Here is a 15,895-nt window from a genome sequence, read left to right on the forward strand (position 1 = left end):
GATTCCTGTTTTTGCATTTGATTGAAGGGGGTTGCCCCGTTGCTTGTTGACACTCTATTCACAATCCTGCCACAGAGATAGCGCAATATATCGAAGTCTATGTTCGAATTTTTTGAATAAGGCGCAGAAAGCGTCAATGTGGTACTCTATAGCAATCATTAAAAAGAGATTTTACCCGGCAGAGCACTGCCCATTAACGCTATGACAGAACACCAAAAAATCACCTTCCCGATGCTCCTGCAAAGGCTTGATGCCCTGATGCTGCGCGATAAACAGCGGTTTGCGCGTCGTCTGCACGGTGTGAAGAAGGTTAAAAATCCTGATGCACAACAGGCCATTTATCAGGAGATGGCGAAAGAGATTGAACAGGCGGCAGGGAAAGTTGTGCTGCGCGAAGCCGCACGTCCGGCGATTACCTACCCGGAAAACCTGCCCGTCAGCCAGAAAAAACAGGACATCCTGGAAGCCGTGCGCGACCACCAGGTGGTAATTGTCGCAGGGGAAACCGGTTCGGGGAAAACCACTCAGCTGCCGAAAATCTGCATGGAGCTGGGACGCGGGGTGAAAGGTCTGATTGGCCACACCCAGCCGCGTCGTCTGGCGGCGCGTACCGTGGCGAACCGTATTGCCGAAGAGCTGCAAACCGAGCCGGGCGGCTGCATCGGTTACAAGGTGCGATTCAGCGACCACGTCAGCGATAACACCATGGTCAAGCTGATGACTGACGGTATCCTGCTGGCGGAAATCCAGCAGGATCGCCTGCTGATGCAGTACGACACCATCATCATCGACGAAGCGCACGAGCGCAGCCTGAACATTGACTTCCTGCTCGGTTACCTGAAAGAACTGCTGCCGCGTCGTCCGGATCTGAAAATCATCATCACCTCCGCGACCATCGACCCGGAGCGCTTCTCGAAGCATTTCAACAATGCGCCGATAATTGAAGTGTCAGGACGCACGTACCCGGTGGAAGTGCGCTATCGCCCGATTGTCGAAGAGGCGGATGATACCGAGCGCGACCAGCTCCAGGCCATCTTTGACGCTGTCGACGAACTGGGCAACGAAAGTGCGGGCGACATTCTGATCTTTATGAGCGGCGAGCGCGAAATTCGCGATACCGCCGATGCGCTCAGCAAGCGCGATCTGCGTCATACGGAGATCCTGCCCCTGTACGCGCGCCTGTCGAACAGCGAGCAGAACCGCGTGTTCCAGCCGCACGGCGGACGCCGCATTGTGCTGGCGACCAACGTGGCGGAAACCTCGCTGACCGTACCGGGGATCAAATACGTGATCGACCCGGGCACGGCGCGTATCAGCCGCTACAGCTACCGCACCAAGGTGCAACGCCTGCCAATAGAGCCGGTTTCTCAGGCGTCGGCCAACCAGCGTAAAGGCCGCTGCGGTCGTGTGTCGGAAGGGATCTGTATTCGTCTCTATTCCGAAGACGATTTCCTGTCGCGCCCGGAGTTTACCGACCCGGAAATTCTGCGTACCAACCTGGCGTCCGTTATCCTGCAGATGACCGCCCTGGGGCTGGGCGACATCGCGGCGTTCCCGTTCGTGGAAGCGCCGGACAAACGCAACATTCAGGACGGTGTCCGCCTGCTGGAAGAGTTGGGGGCCATTACCACCGACGAGCAGGCTACGGTCTATAAACTGACGCCGTTGGGTCGTCAGCTCAGCCAGTTGCCGGTCGACCCGCGTCTGGCGCGCATGGTGCTGGAAGCCCAGAAGCACGGCTGCGTGCGCGAGGCGATGATTATCACCTCTGCGCTCTCCATTCAGGATCCGCGCGAGCGTCCGATGGATAAACAGCAGGCGTCAGATGAAAAACACCGTCGCTTCCACGACAAAGAGTCCGATTTCCTCGCCTTCGTGAACCTGTGGAACTATCTCGGCGAGCAGCAGAAAGCGCTCTCCTCGAACCAGTTCCGCCGCCAGTGCCGCGTGGATTTCCTCAACTACCTGCGCGTGCGCGAGTGGCAGGATATCTACACCCAGCTGCGCCAGGTGGTGAAAGAGCTGGGCATTCCGGTGAACAGTGAGCCGGCGGAGTACCGTGAAATTCATATCGCGCTGCTGACCGGCCTGCTGTCCCACATTGGGATGAAGGACGCAGAGAAGCAGGAGTATACCGGCGCGCGCAATGCCCGTTTCTCCATCTTCCCCGGTTCCGGCTTATTCAAGAAGCCGCCGAAGTGGACCATGGTGGCCGAGCTGGTGGAAACCAGCCGCCTGTGGGGACGCATTGCCGCGCGGATCGACCCGGAATGGGTTGAGCCAGTCGCGCAGCATCTGCTGAAACGCTCATACAGTGAACCACACTGGGAGCGTGCGCAGGGGGCAGTGATGGCGACCGAGAAGGTGACCGTTTATGGCCTGCCGGTGGTGGCCGCGCGTAAGGTCAACTACAGCCAGATTGACCCGGCGCTCAGCCGCGAGCTGTTTATCCGCCACGCGCTGGTGGAGGGCGACTGGCAGACGCGCCATGCGTTCTTCCGCGAAAACCTGAAGCTGCGCGCCGAAGTGGAAGAGCTTGAGCATAAATCCCGCCGTCGCGACATCCTGGTAGACGACGAGGCGCTGTTCGAATTCTACGATCAGCGCATCAGTCACGATGTGATTTCCGCCCGCCACTTTGACAGCTGGTGGAAGAAGGCCAGTAAAGAGACGCCGGACCTGCTCAATTTTGAAAAGAGCATGTTGATTAAAGAGGGGGCGGAGTCGGTCAGCAAGCTCGACTACCCGAACTTCTGGCATCAGGGCAATCTCAAGCTGCGTCTGACCTATCAGTTTGAACCGGGGGCCGATGCGGACGGCGTGACCGTCCACATTCCGCTGCCGCTGTTAAACCAGGTCGACGAGAGCGGGTTTGAATGGCAGATCCCCGGCCTGCGCCGCGAGCTGGTCATTGCGCTGATTAAATCGCTGCCGAAACCGGTGCGGCGTAATTTTGTGCCTGCGCCGAACTACGCGGAAGCGTTTTTGGGCCGCGTCACGCCGCTGGAGCTGCCGCTGCTGGACGCGCTGGAGCGAGAATTCCGCCGCATGACAGGCACCACCATTGACCGCGAAGACTGGAACTGGGAACAGGTACCCGATCACCTGAAAATCAGTTTCCGCGTGGTGGATGATAAAAACAAAAAGCTGCTGGAAGGGCGTTCCCTGAGCGAGCTAAAAGAGGCGCTGAAAGGGAAAGTCCAGGAGACGCTCTCTGCGGTGGCGGACGACGGTATCGAGCAGAGCGGGCTGCATATCTGGAGTTTTGGTCAGCTTCCGGAAAGCTACGAGCAAAAACGCGGTAACTATAAGGTGAAAGCCTGGCCAGCGCTGGTGGACGAGCGCGACAGCGTGGCGATCAAGCTGTTTGATAACCCGCAGGAACAGCAGCAGATGATGTGGCGCGGGCTGCGTCGCCTGCTGCTGCTGAACATTCCGTCGCCGATCAAGTACCTGCACGAGAAGTTGCCGAACAAGGCCAAGCTGGGTCTGTACTTTAACCCGTACGGCAAAGTGCTGGATCTGATTGACGACTGCATCTCCTGCGGCGTGGACAAATTGATCCACGAGGCGGGCGGTCCGGTCTGGACGGAAGAGGGCTTTGCTCAGCTTCATGAAAAGGTCCGCGCGGAGCTTAACGACACCGTGGTGGAGATTGCCAAACAGGTCGAGCAGATCCTCACCGCCGTGTTCAACATCAACAAGCGCCTGAAGGGGCGCGTGGATATGACCATGGCGCTGGGGCTGTCGGACGTGAAGGCGCAGATGGCGGGGCTGGTGTATCGTGGCTTTGTCACCGGCAACGGCTTCAACCGTCTCGGCGATACGCTGCGCTATCTGCAGGCAATTGAAAAACGTCTGGAGAAAATGGCCATCGACCCGCACCGCGATCGCGCGCAGATGTTGAAAGTGGAAAGCGTGCAGCAGGCGTGGCAGCAGTGGCTAAACAAGCTGCCGCCGGCGCGCCGCGACGATGAAGACGTGCAGGCGATCCGCTGGATGATCGAGGAGCTACGCGTCAGCTTCTTTGCCCAGCAGCTCGGTACGCCGTATCCGATTTCGGATAAGCGTATCCTGCAGGCGATGGAGCAGATCTCTGGCTAAAAGCCTTGCCCGATTTTCTCCCTCTCCCTGTGGGAGAGGGTCGGGGTGAGGGCATCAGCCCGCACAATTTTCACCCATTCACAATCGCCAGCGTAAACCCATCCCATCCCTTAACCCCCACCGTTTGCAGCGCGGTGGCGGTTAAGCGCGGGTTATCTCCAGTCATCTCGATAAAACGCCGCACGCCCTGCACGCGCGCGTCGTCGCTTTGCCCGTTAACGACTTCACCCTCGCGTACCACGTTATCGCCGATAATTACCGTACCGGGACGGGAATAGTGCAACGCCCACTCCAGATAGCCGGGATTGTTCGGCTTATCGGCATCAACAAAGATCAGGTCGAACGGCGGGACGTCACCAAAATTTTCGAGCGAGCTCAGCGCCGGGCCTTCAACCAGTTCAATGCGATCGTTCAGCCCCGCGAGGTGAATATTCTGACGCGCAACGTCGGCATGACTCGGGTCGGCCTCCAGCGTGATCAGCTTTCCGTCCGGCGGCAGGGCGCGCGCCATCCAGATTGAGCTATAGGCACCCAGCGTCCCGATCTCGAGAATGCGTCTTGCCTGCGTCATGCGCACGAACAGCGCCAGCAGCTGCCCCTGATTGGCCGCCACGTCGTGTTCGGGCAGCCCGGCGCGCTTGTTGTTTTCCAGTACCTGACTCAGTACGTCATCGTCAGGGATCAGCAAAGAAATCATGAAATTATCTACTGCAGACCACTGTTGTTGCATAGATTGACTCCTTGGGAAGGATTGCCGGGTGGCGGCTACGCCTTACCCGGCCTACGGGTGCGAAATCCAGGACCGGTAAGCGACGCGCCACCGGGCAGGATTTCAGGCACTGCCCCAGCCGCCGCCCAGCGCCCTGTATAAATCAATCTGCGCCAGCAGCAGATTATTTTTCACCTGCACGACGCTGGTCTGGACCGAGAACAGCGTGCGCTGCGCGTCCAGCACGTCCAGATAGGAAGAATAGCCGTTGCGATAGCGATTCTGCGCAATGCGCAGCGTCTCCTGCGCCACAGCCTGCTGGGCGAGTAGCTCCGTCAGCTGTTCCTGATAGCGCGTAATGGCATCAAGGCTGTTGTTCACTTCCGCAAACGCGTTACGCACGGTTTTTTCATAGGCGTACAGCGCCTGGTTACGCTGAGACTGGGAAATATCCACCTGCGCATTCAGCGCCTGGCGGTTCAGCAGCGGGGCAAGAATACTGCCCCCGGCGCTCCAGAGCTGAAGCGGATTGTCCAGCAGACCAGAAAGGGTGCGATCCTGAATCGATCCGGTGGCGGTCAGGTTGATCGATGGCAGCAGGCTGGCGCGCGACGCGGCAAGGGAGGAATCCGCCGCCACCAGCTGGCGTTCAGCCTGAACGATATCCGGGCGACGGTTCAGAAGCGTGGAAGGCAGCTGCGACGGCAGCGCCAGCGGCGTCAGCGCCGCAAAGCTTTCGCTGCGCGCTACCGCGCCGGGATTGCTTCCCAGCAGCAGGCTAAGCGCATTTTCCTGTTGCGCAATCTGATGCTGTAACACGGGCACCTGCGCCCGCGTTGAACGTAATTCGGAGTCAGACTGCATCAGCTCCAGGCGCGAACTGTAGCCGGTTTCAAACTGACGTTTCGCGAGGTTAAACGCCTCTTCGCGGGACTTCAGCGTGGATTCGGTCACGCGCAGCTGTTCGTCAAGTGAGAGCAGGGTGACGTACCCGGAAGCCACGGACGAGGCGACGGTCAAATCCGCGGCGGCAGCGGCGGCTTTTTGCGCCTCCAGCGACGCCTGAGCGGCATTCGCCGTGCTGCGGTTGACGCCCCAGATATCAACGTCGTAGCTCGCCGTCAGGCTGCCTCTGTACACCGTACCGTAGACGGGCAACCCGGTCGCAGCGGATTGCGAACGGGCGCGCGTCCCCGTGACGCCCGCGTCAAGCGAGGGAAACAGGCTGCCATCGGCCGCAAAGACCCGCGCCTGATACTCGTTTATCCGTTCGCGGGCGATCAACACGTCACTGTTATTCTTAAGCGCCTGGTCTACATAGCGGTTCAGGTGGTTGTCATGAAAGTTACGCCACCAGAGCTGTTCCGTCGGGCTGATTGGGCCCGAGGTGGCCCGCCATTGCGCAGGAATGTGCAGCGTGGGCTGCGCAGGTTTGACGTCGACGGACTGGCATCCGGCCAGCATCACCGCCACGACCAGTCCGGCTATCGGACGCAGGATCATGGTTTCGCCTCCCGCGTATCAATTGTTACCTGCACCGACATGCCCGGACGCAGCAGGGCGGATTCCTCTGGCTTACCGAGTACCTCAATGCGCACCGGAATTCGCTGGGCAATTTTGACAAAGTTACCGGTGGCGTTATCCGGCGTGATCGCACTGAATTCCACGCCGGTTGCGGGAGAGATGCTCTCCACGCGGCCCTGATACGCTTTGTCGTTCAGGGCATCGACGGTGAATTTCACCGGCTGACCGACGCGCAACTCCGCGAGCTGGGTCTCTTTGATATTGGCAATAACCCAGTGCTGGGGTGGCACAAGGGTGGTGAGATGGGTCCCGGCGGTCACATACGCCCCGAGACGCACGGCAATCTGCCCCAGCTGGCCATCACGCGGGGCCACAATGCGGGTGTTTTGCAGATCGATCTGAGCCAGCTCCAGCGCCGCTTTGGCGTTCTCAACGTCCGCCTCCAGCGCCCCGCGATTGACAATCACCGTCTGCAGATCCTGACGCGACATCTCAAGCGTTGCTTTCGCCTGGTCGATATCGGCGCTGCCCTGAGCCGCGCTTGCCAGGGCGGCATCGCGTTCGCGAACGGAAAGTGACCCATCCGCCGTCAGATCCTTCACGCGCTTCAAATCCGCCTGGGTTTTCAGGCTCTGGGCGCGGGCATTTTTCAGCGCGGCTTCATTTTTGGCAATCGTCGCTTCGGCGCTTTTACGCTGCTGCAGGTTATTATTCAGGGCGGCAATTTTCATCGCTAGCTGCGCCTCGGCCTGATGCACCCGCTGACGGTAGATGCGGTCATCAATCTGCAGCAGCAGATCGCCTTTTTTGACCTGCACAAAGTCCTGAACCTTCACCTCTGTGATATAGCCATTCACCTGCGGGCTGATAAACGTCGTTTGCCCCCGCACGTAGGCGTTGTCGGTAAACTGCACGTGCCGGGTAAAGGGCGGTAACTGCCAGGCGTAAAGGATCACCAGCACGCCGACAAGACCGATGGCAGCGGCGGTGAAAACGGAAACAATGCGCACATTTTTGCGGGTGTTGGCCTGCTCTTTGGCGGCATCCTGCTGACTCATAAATTCTCCAGAACTCTTTCAATTACTTGTTGCCGGTGGCGTTCTTCAGCGCCATACGGGCAGTGATGCGCAGACGCAGCAAGCGCCATAAAATCCAGACCAGCGTGGCGGCAGCGATGCTTGCCGTCAGAAGATAAGTATCGTTGTAAGCCAGAATATTTGCCTCAAGGGCGGTGACGCTTTGTAGTTGGGTAATTGCCTGAGTTCCCAACAGCGAACTGTCACCGATCAGGCTTTTATACATCTGGGTATAAAGCTGAATGCGCTCGTTGACCAGCGGGTTGAGCGTGGTGAGCTGGTCTGCCAGCAGGCTGGAGTGGTACTTCTCACGCCAGGTCTGGAAAGTACCGAGGATCGCCGACCCGAGCAGACCGCCGAGGTTCTGGCTCATGCCAAACATGACCGAGAAGCTGACCAGATTACGCGGGTCGGCGATCACTCCGCCAATGGCGGCCAGCATGGCCGGGGCGAGGAAGAAGGCGCTGCCGAAGCCCAGCAGGAACTGGCTGACCATCAGCTGGTCCGGGCGGGTCAGGTTATTGGACTGGCTGTCCAGCAGCGAGGCAATGATCATCAGCGCCAGGGAGGTAATAATCGGCCACGCCAGTTTTGTGGGCTTGATGGTGAGACAGCTGGTGACGATCCCGCAGACGATCCCGGCGAAAATGGACCACGCCAGATGGGTCATCTGCTCATTCTGTAATCCCACATACTGTAACCAGCCAATCACCCCGGTATTTTGCTCCGCCAGCACGATGCGGATCAGCAGCATAATCAGTCCCAGACGGACGATGCTGCCGCTCGACAGCCAGCGGGTATTCAGCAGCGGGTTAGTGCGGTTATGTTCAAAGACAATGGCGGACACAATCAGCACCAGCGATAACGCCAGCGACCAGCCGATCCACGGCGCTTCAAACCACCAGTCCAGACGTCCCAGCGACAGCACCGCGCACAGCAAGGCCATGCCCGGCGCCAGCAGAAAGAAGGTGACAAAGTCTTTCTTCTCAAAGACCTTGCGTCGGTCACCCGGCGGCAGCTTCAGCGCGATCACGCAGGCCAGGGAGATCAGCGCCAGCCCCAGTTCAAAGAAATACAATCCGCGCCACTCGTCCAGTTGGAGCAGTTCAGTCGAAAACAGCCGCGCCAGCGGAATGGCGAGTGACGAGCCGGTAATGCCGATGGTCAGCGCCTTCAGGCGATGTTTCGCCGGCCAGGCCTGGATCTGGTAGTAAATCCCCAGCGAGCTGAGCGCGGCGGCCACCATCCCGTGCGCGGCGCGCACCATCAGCGCTGAGCTGAGATCGTTAACAAACAGATGGAAAAAGGTGACCAGCACATACAGCACCAGAAACCCTTCGGTGAAGGCGCGCAGACCGTACTGCTGGCGGAATTTGACCAGCAGCAGGTTGATGGAGATGTTGGTCATCACATAGACCGCGGGCAGCCAGGCGATTTCCGTTGACCAGGCGCCGAAGGTGCCCTGCAGGTTTTGCAGATTGGCGGTCACCACCGCATTACCCAGCGCCCCCGTCAGGCACACCAGCAGGCCCACGACGCCGTAGGCAATCCGTTTGGGCGTGCTGTGTTCAGGTGTGGAAGGCGACCCCAGCAGAGCGGGTTTCTCATGTGGCTGCCACTCGCGAGGAGCATAAGGATCGCGTTCGGGCAGGCGCATAACGTTGTTTACCTTAGAAATAATGGAAAAATGTGTCGACTGGCGATTCTACGTCTGCCGCAAATGATAATTCAAGTGAATATGATTTACGCATGTTAATCAAATGTTGAGAGGGCTTTTAAGGAAAAAGAGCGGCACAGCACCCCCGTTGTGTTGATAAGTCGAAGTCGCTACCCTGAGGTAACACTGAGGAGGAGTTCACCATGGTTCAGCCCCATTTCCCCGTCCTGCCGGACGCTACGCTTACGGCCATCAATACTGTCGGTGAATGGCTGGCGCAGGACGATCTCCGCGGCACGTCTCAAACCCCGGATGTTGATGGGGTGATTCTGGCAGGAAACGCGGTGATCCCGACCATTGAAGCCGCCTGCCGAATTGCCGCAGAAAAGCAGGTTCCGCTGCTGATTAGCGGCGGTATCGGCCACTCGACAACGTTTTTGTATGATGCGATCCGTCACCACCCCCGTTATCACCCACTGCCGGCGTCCGGGCGGGCGGAAGCAAGCATTCTTGCCGACATTGCGCGGGAGTTCTGGCAGATCCCCGAGTCGCGCCTGTGGGTTGAAGATCGCTCCACTAACTGCGGAGAAAACGCCCGATTTAGCTGGAACATGCTGAAACAGCACCAGCGAACAAGCGGACGAATGCTGGTGGTTCAGGATCCGACGATGCAGCGCCGTACGATGGCGACATTCGCCCGCGTTTGCCGCGATGAGCCCGTTTCTCCGCAGTGGATTAGCCACCCGGGAATGACGCCAATACTGCAAAACGGCAAAAACGGCGTGGTATTTAGCGAGGGTAACGCAGGGCTGTGGGCCGTTGAGCGTTACCTTTCGCTGGTGATGGGGGAACTGCCGCGTCTGTATGACGATGAGAACGGCTACGGCCCGGCCGGGCGGGATTTTATCGCGCACGTCGAATTCCCTGAGGCTGTCACCGAAGCCTGGAAACAGCTTCAGCAGGATCCGGTCCTGAAGGTGGCGCGTAAAATCATCTGAGCACGGGGCAATCCCCTCGCCCCTTTGGGGAGAGGGTCAGGGTGAGGGGGAATTTCACAGCGCGGCGAACTTATCCAGCGTACGCACCAGCTGCGTCACGAAACCATACTCGTTGTCATACCACGCGACGGCCTTCACCAGTTGCAGGTCTCCCGCTTCCGACACCTCCGTCTGTGTGGCGTCGAATACCGAACCGTAGTGCGAACCAATCACGTCTGACGACACAATTTCATCATCGGTATACCCGAACGATTTATTCCCCTGGGTCGCCTTTTTCAGCGCAGCGTTGATCTCCTCAACGGTAACTTTCTTGCCCAGAATGGCGACCAGCTCGGTGACGGAGCCGGTTTTTACCGGCACGCGCTGCGCGTGGCCTTTCAGCTTGCCGTTGAGCGCAGGGATCACCAGGCCGATGGCTTTTGCAGCACCGGTCGTGTGCGGAATAATGTTCTCAGCTGCTGCCCGCGAGGCGCGTAGATCTTTCCCGCGCGGTCCATCCACCAGCGCCTGGGTGCCGGTGTAGGCATGGATGGTGGTCATGGTGCCCACTTTTATTTCAAACGCATCGTGCAGGGCTTTTGCCAGCGGGGCCAGGCAGTTGGTGGTGCAGGACGCGACGGAAATAATGGTGTCACTGGCGTTAATCGTGTCGTCATTCACGCTATAGACGATGGTTTTCATGTCACCTGCAGGTGCCGAAATCAGCACTTTTTTCGCACCTGCGTCCAGATGTGCCCGGGATTTCTCTTCAGAGGTGTAGAAGCCGGTGCACTCCACGACAATATCCACCCCCGCCGTTTTCCATGGAATATGCTTTGCCTCTTTCTCCGCGTATACCGCAATGGTCTTACCGTCGACGATCAGCGCATCTTCAGTGAAATCTACGCTCCATGGGAAGCCACCGTAGTTGGAATCATGTCTGAGCAGGTAAGCCAGCACTTTCGGGGAGGTGAGGTCGTTGATGGCGACGACAGTATTACTGTCCTGAGTTTCAAGAAGGCGGCGCAGAACAAGGCGTCCAATGCGTCCGAATCCGTTAATGCCAATTTTACTCATTGTGTTCTCCTGTGAACATGTCGATACGACAGTTTGAACTCATCCAGGCTTAGACCATCACGGACAGGGCGGCAATTGAAGATACTTCATCCGCAGGGAAGTGACTGAAAAGTCATACAGAAAAGTTAATGAATTTTTAAGGAAAGGAGATTATGTTGGCGCGGTGACTGTTTTTTTTTCAGGAAATCCCATGCGTACTAAATATTCAAGCCTGCAGATTGCGATTCACTGGCTGGTGTTTTTGTTAGTTGTCGTCGCCTACTGCGCGATGGAGTTTAGAGGCTTTTTCCCGCGTACCGATCGCCCGGTGATAAACATGATCCACGTCTCCTGCGGGATCTCGGTGCTGGTGCTGATGGTGGCGAGATTGCTCATCCGCCTTAAATATCCCGCACCGCCTATTCAGCCGAAACCCAAAGCGATGATCACCGGTATGTCGCACCTTGGGCATCTCATCGTTTATCTGCTGTTTATTGCGCTGCCGCTGATTGGCATTGTGATGATGTATAACCGCGGAAACGACTGGTTTGCCTTTGGCCTGCTGATGCCGCATGCGGCGGAAGGGAATTTTGATCTGGTGGATATGCTGAAGGAGTGGCACGAGACGCTCGCCAATCTCGGCTATTTCTTGATTGGTCTGCACGCGGCGGCGGCGCTAATGCATCACTATTTCTGGAAAGACAATACGCTGCTGCGCATGATGCCGAAAAAGCGTCAGTAGTCTTTTCGCCCGGCGGCGCTTCGCTTGCACGGGCCTACAAACGGCTCAAACTCGTAGGCCGGGTAAGCGCAGCGCCACCCGGCTTGTTTTTTAACCCAGCAGCGCACGCTCTTCAGCCGTTAACGCCAGCGTCTGCGTTGTCCCGGTCTCTGATGATTTCACCGCCGCTTCCAGCACAGCCATGACCGCTAACGCCTCGACAGGGTGAACAGGATGGGGGATTTCCCCGCGCAGCGCATCACGCACGTGGATGTAATACTGGCGCTGGTCGCCTTTCGGCGTGACAACCGTCTGCGTTGCACCGTCTGCCCCGAAGAACACCATGCTGTCGCTGTCTTCTCCCCAGGTTTCGCTGCCGGGGATCACTCCTGCAAGCAGTTGTGCTTCCTGCTGATCGATTCTGGCCTTTACCACGCTGCCTTTATCCCCGTGAACGGTAAAGCGCGTCGTCCCGCCAGCGACCAGCATGCTGGCGTGCAGAATAACCTTGTGCGCCGGGTAATTTAAAACCACATGCGCCCAGTCGTCGATCTCCGCACCCTCGCGCAGCGTCGCGATATTCCCCTGAACCGACTCAGGCAGGCCAAACAGCTGTAGCGTCTGGTCGATCAGGTGCGGCCCCAGGTCAAACCACAGACCGCTCCCGGGAACGTTCTGCTCGCGCCAGCGCACGCGGACTTCCGGACGGAAGCGATCAATATGCGACTCCAGGTGCTTGACCTTGCCGAGCGTGCCTTGCGCAATAATCTGTTTAATGCCGAGGAAATCGCTGTCCCAGCGGCGGTTATGAAAAACAGAGAGCAGGAGCTGTTTTTCATCCGCCAGCGCGATCAGGTCGCGGGCTTCCTTCATGTCGAGGGTAAAAGGCTTATCCACGACGACATGTTTCCCGGCGTTCAGGGCCAGCGTAGCCAGCGGGGCGTGAGTGGCGTTAGGCGAGGCAATCACCACCACGTCGATATCAGGATGCTGAATAGCCTCTTCCGGTGTCGCGACCACAAGCACATCCGGAAGATCGCGTTTTACCTTCTCTTCATCACGGGAAGAGACCACCGCCAGCCTAAGCCCGTCCACGGACTGGATCAGCGGAGCATGGAAGGTTTTACCCACAAATCCATACCCGATCAGCGCAATGTTGATTGTTTGAACTTTACTCATGACCTTCTCCACGTTATTGCGCGCATACGGTGACCTGTAATGCGCCAGGGTCCCCAAGCTCAGGCCAGGGACGATCTAAAAAGAGTTGATGAATGTCGGATAACCCTGAAACCAGATACGGTTCACAGCGGTTAACTTTCAGATGGTCGGCCACGATCCAGTGTTCATGGCTTGCGGCGAGCATCGCACGTTTCACCTCAGCATCGGCCTCTTTACCGGCACTCAGACCGAGTTCGGCATGAATGGCGCAAGCCCCAAGAATGGCGATATCTGCCCGATAGCGGGAGAGCAACGACAACGTGGCGCTTCCGGCAAACAGGCGCTGTTTCGGGTCCCATTTCCCGCCGAGCAGGATCAGATCAATGTCTTCCCGGTCGCTAAAATGCTGGGCGATGTCCAGCGAAGTGGTGATCACGGTGTGAGGCCCCTGAAGAAAGGTCGCGACGGCCATCACCGTGCTGCCGGCATCCAGAAAGAGGGTGGAACCGGCTGGAACCGCCTGCGCGACCTGTTTCCCCAGGCGTTGCTTGGTTTCAGGCAGCAGCGTGTTGCGGCCCTGACGATTCATGGCGGAAAGATTAAGGGCGATAGCGCCACCGTGGTTCTTCTGGGCCAGCCCCTGATTTTCCAGGTCGGTGAGATCCCGACGGATGGTATCTGCTGAAACCTGCAGCTTTTCTGCCAGCTCAGTAATGCTAGCCTGACCTTGATCGCTCAAAATATCAAGGACATAACGTTGACGTGCGGTCTTGTGCATGGATGCACTCCTGCAAAATGTCGCAATAATTCGCATAATACAGCATTTTTGCGCAGAGGGAAGCAGGGGAATGGGGTAAGTGGTCGGGAGGTGCAGTCATTCCGGTAGGTGATTATTACATTTGTATTAAGCAGATATCATTAAGCCGTTTTGAATGTTAACCACAGTGTTATTGTTATGTTTTATTTAATGATTTGGGTTATGTAACCATTATAATACCATTGTGCGGAATAAAGATCTGTAAATAAGATTTATAATGGCGATTAATCTCTTACTTTAGTTTTTTAATGGATTTTTATTTTGGTGCGAGATGGGTAATAACTTAAATTGACACTTCTTTGAAAATCTTTGTGTCTGACGCTCCTGGAAATTAACGCAAAAATGTACAGAGAGTAGATTAGGAATTTTCCTTAAATAACAGAGGGTTTATATGTTTCATTTGAAATGCCCTTTTTATGGTTTTGTCCAGAAACCCCATCTTTTTTCTTATTTGTAACACCACATTAACATTGTGGGTGTAGTGGCCTATACCACATTTTGTTATGCTGCAAATCAGTTTAAGAAATAAGTAAATTCTTAATTGAAATAAGACGACGGACTTTCTCACTTCCAATGGAAATGGGTATGGGGGAGTTTTACCTGAAATTCAGTGAGGACGCTAAAGAAGATATTTGTCTAATTATCTATACCTCTTTTTGGGTAATTGCCTGAGTTTGGCTCAGAGTCAGGGAGATAAAAATGACGATATTGCGAAAGCCTATGTTACGCCGATTTACAACAGCACTGGCATTAATTTCATTCGCCATAAATACGGCTTATGCCAATAGTCACCAGGCAGGGATTGCCGCAGTGGCAAAGACGACCTTAAAAGAAAGTATTCTTTTTGCTATCGATCGCGATCCCTCAATTAGTCAGCAGGCCGCGCAATTAGGTATTGGTCAGGCGCAAATAGATGAAGCGCGTAGCGGCTGGATGCCACAAATCGCGTTGAACGGGAGCACGGGTCATAGCCAGACCACCGATTCCAGCGGATCGCTGAAGAATTCTGCGGCCTGGGGGATTAGCCTGACCCAGCTGCTGTACGATTTCGGGAAAACCAATAACAGCATCAGCCAGTCTTCCGCCCAGCGCGATAGTTACCGCTACCAGCTGATGAGTACGCTCTCTGATGTGGCGGAGAAAACGGCACTCAGCTACGTGGAAGTTAAACGCTATTCCGATCTGCTCCAGGCGGCAAAGGACAACGTTCAGGCGCTTAAAAATGTTGAGCAACTGGCAAAACTGCGTGCGGATGCAGGGGTGAGCTCCACTTCCGATGAACTGCAGACCCGCACGCGTATTGCTGGCATGCAGGCAACGGTCGCGCAGTATAACGCCGCCTTAAACAGCGCCCGCGCAAGGCTTGCGGTCTTAACCGGGATGCAGGCTGATGCTTATTCGCCCGTGCCTGCGAACCTCGCCGTTGAGCCTGATTCGCTTAACCGCATTGATTATTCCTTGATACCCACGGTGTTAGCGGCGCAGAACCGGGAGCGTTCGGCCCAGTACGGCGTGGAAACGGCGAAGTCCCAGCACTGGCCGACCTTAAGCCTGAAGGGGGGGCGTACCCGTTATGAGTCGGACAACCGTTCTTACTGGGACGACCAGATCCAGCTCAATATTGATGCACCGCTTTATCAGGGCGGCGCGGTCTCCGCACGTGTGCGTCAGGCAGAAGGCGCACGGGCTATGGCCTCTTCTATGGTTGATCAGGCGCGCTTCGATGTTCTGCAAAAAGCCTCCGTTGCGCAGGCTGACTGGACCGGTGCACGGGGAAGAATGGAAGCCGGTAAGCTGCAGCTGGAAAATGCACTGCGTGCCCGTGATGTTTATAAAAATGAATACACCCTGAGCAAGCGGAGCATTAATGATTTGCTTAGCGTTGAGCAGGATGTCTGGCAGGCCACGTCGGCAAAAATAATCGCTGAGTATGATGGGTGGAGTTCGGCAATTAATTATGCTTCCGCGGTTGATAATTTAATGTCGCTTATTGGAATAGAGAAAAACGCTGCCGCAAAATTACCCGATTTGAGTTAAAAAAAGACGCGCATAGCTGCGCAAAATAAGACTGAAAATAATGGGTGTTTTTTCCCAGG

Annotated in this window: 11 protein-coding genes; 4 read left to right on the plus strand and 7 right to left on the minus strand. The window is 56.6% G+C overall.

All coding sequences use genetic code 11. The annotated features are described in order from the left end of the window. Window positions 1-201 precede the first annotated feature (201 nt). Window positions 202-4,104 carry an ATP-dependent RNA helicase HrpA gene (hrpA, locus tag ABFI50_RS19500; protein WP_023330363.1) on the plus strand — a complete coding sequence of 1,301 codons (3,903 nt, stop codon included), beginning with the start codon at window positions 202-204 and terminating at the stop codon, window positions 4,102-4,104. A 70-nt stretch (window positions 4,105-4,174) separates the two neighbouring features. Here hrpA and ABFI50_RS19505 read toward each other — a convergent pair whose 3' ends face one another. The 4 genes from ABFI50_RS19505 to ABFI50_RS19520 form a co-directional block, all read right to left on the minus strand. Further along, on the minus strand, window positions 4,175-4,834 hold the full coding sequence (locus ABFI50_RS19505; protein ID WP_180253407.1) for an O-methyltransferase: 660 nt from the start codon (window positions 4,832-4,834) through the stop codon (window positions 4,175-4,177). 102 nt (window positions 4,835-4,936) lie between these two features. Further along, complete coding sequence (locus ABFI50_RS19510) at window positions 4,937-6,316, minus strand: efflux transporter outer membrane subunit (protein WP_045135156.1); 1,380 nt, start codon at window positions 6,314-6,316, stop codon at window positions 4,937-4,939. Continuing rightward, a complete protein-coding gene (locus ABFI50_RS19515) occupies window positions 6,313-7,395 on the minus strand; it encodes an HlyD family secretion protein (protein WP_023330366.1) in 1,083 nt (360 codons plus the stop codon). Before ABFI50_RS19515 ends, ABFI50_RS19510 begins: the two co-directional genes overlap by 4 nt. Window positions 7,396-7,417: 22 nt before the next feature. Then, a complete protein-coding gene (locus tag ABFI50_RS19520; protein WP_023337255.1) occupies window positions 7,418-9,070 on the minus strand; it encodes an MFS transporter in 1,653 nt (550 codons plus the stop codon). Window positions 9,071-9,273: 203 nt separating this feature from the next. On the opposite strand from ABFI50_RS19520, the gene ABFI50_RS19525 reads away from it, so the two are divergent. After that, window positions 9,274-10,068, plus strand: coding sequence for a YdcF family protein (locus ABFI50_RS19525; RefSeq protein WP_088126785.1), 795 nt, complete (start codon window positions 9,274-9,276; stop codon window positions 10,066-10,068). A 54-nt stretch (window positions 10,069-10,122) separates the two neighbouring features. Here the strand turns inward: ABFI50_RS19525 and gap are convergent, their stop codons facing one another. Beyond that, the gene (gene gap, locus ABFI50_RS19530) at window positions 10,123-11,124 is read right to left on the minus strand and encodes a type I glyceraldehyde-3-phosphate dehydrogenase (RefSeq protein WP_347484851.1); all 1,002 of its coding nucleotides are present in this window, start codon (window positions 11,122-11,124) and stop codon (window positions 10,123-10,125) included. Between the two features lie 190 nt (window positions 11,125-11,314). On the opposite strand from gap, the gene cybB reads away from it, so the two are divergent. Beyond that, window positions 11,315-11,845: a cytochrome b561 gene (gene cybB, locus ABFI50_RS19535; protein ID WP_014883764.1), complete on the plus strand. Its 531-nt coding sequence runs from the start codon at window positions 11,315-11,317 to the stop codon at window positions 11,843-11,845. 90 nt (window positions 11,846-11,935) lie between these two features. Here the strand turns inward: cybB and ABFI50_RS19540 are convergent, their stop codons facing one another. Next, entirely contained in the window at window positions 11,936-13,003 is a 1,068-nt protein-coding gene (locus tag ABFI50_RS19540; RefSeq protein WP_250127959.1) for an oxidoreductase, read from the minus strand. Window positions 13,004-13,016: 13 nt separating this feature from the next. Beyond that, a complete protein-coding gene (locus tag ABFI50_RS19545) occupies window positions 13,017-13,760 on the minus strand; it encodes a DeoR/GlpR family DNA-binding transcription regulator (RefSeq protein ID WP_023338309.1) in 744 nt (247 codons plus the stop codon). A gap of 738 nt (window positions 13,761-14,498) precedes the next feature. Here ABFI50_RS19545 and ABFI50_RS19550 point away from each other — a divergent pair. Next, the gene (locus tag ABFI50_RS19550; RefSeq protein WP_023337257.1) at window positions 14,499-15,836 is read left to right on the plus strand and encodes a TolC family outer membrane protein; all 1,338 of its coding nucleotides are present in this window, start codon (window positions 14,499-14,501) and stop codon (window positions 15,834-15,836) included. Window positions 15,837-15,895 lie beyond the last annotated feature (59 nt).

The sequence above is a fragment of the Enterobacter sp. HNDS-6 genome (assembly GCF_039850505.1).
In the GTDB taxonomy this organism is placed as follows: Bacteria; Pseudomonadota; Gammaproteobacteria; order Enterobacterales; family Enterobacteriaceae; genus Enterobacter; species Enterobacter kobei.

Bases quoted from the DNA above. Each gene is read 5' to 3' on its own strand.
- ABFI50_RS19525 (WP_088126785.1), top strand. From the start codon at position 9,274: ATGGTTCAGCCCCATTTCCCCGTCCTGCCGGACGCTACGCTTACGGCC.
- hrpA (WP_023330363.1), top strand. From the start codon at position 202: ATGACAGAACACCAAAAAATCACCTTCCCGATGCTCCTGCAAAGGCTT.
- ABFI50_RS19505 (WP_180253407.1), bottom strand. From the start codon at position 4,834: ATGCAACAACAGTGGTCTGCAGTAGATAATTTCATGATTTCTTTGCTG.
- ABFI50_RS19520 (WP_023337255.1), bottom strand. From the start codon at position 9,070: ATGCGCCTGCCCGAACGCGATCCTTATGCTCCTCGCGAGTGGCAGCCA.
- ABFI50_RS19540 (WP_250127959.1), bottom strand. From the start codon at position 13,003: ATGAGTAAAGTTCAAACAATCAACATTGCGCTGATCGGGTATGGATTT.
- ABFI50_RS19510 (WP_045135156.1), bottom strand. From the start codon at position 6,316: ATGATCCTGCGTCCGATAGCCGGACTGGTCGTGGCGGTGATGCTGGCC.
- ABFI50_RS19550 (WP_023337257.1), top strand. From the start codon at position 14,499: ATGACGATATTGCGAAAGCCTATGTTACGCCGATTTACAACAGCACTG.
- ABFI50_RS19545 (WP_023338309.1), bottom strand. From the start codon at position 13,760: ATGCACAAGACCGCACGTCAACGTTATGTCCTTGATATTTTGAGCGAT.
- gap (WP_347484851.1), bottom strand. From the start codon at position 11,124: ATGAGTAAAATTGGCATTAACGGATTCGGACGCATTGGACGCCTTGTT.
- ABFI50_RS19515 (WP_023330366.1), bottom strand. From the start codon at position 7,395: ATGAGTCAGCAGGATGCCGCCAAAGAGCAGGCCAACACCCGCAAAAAT.
- cybB (WP_014883764.1), top strand. From the start codon at position 11,315: ATGCGTACTAAATATTCAAGCCTGCAGATTGCGATTCACTGGCTGGTG.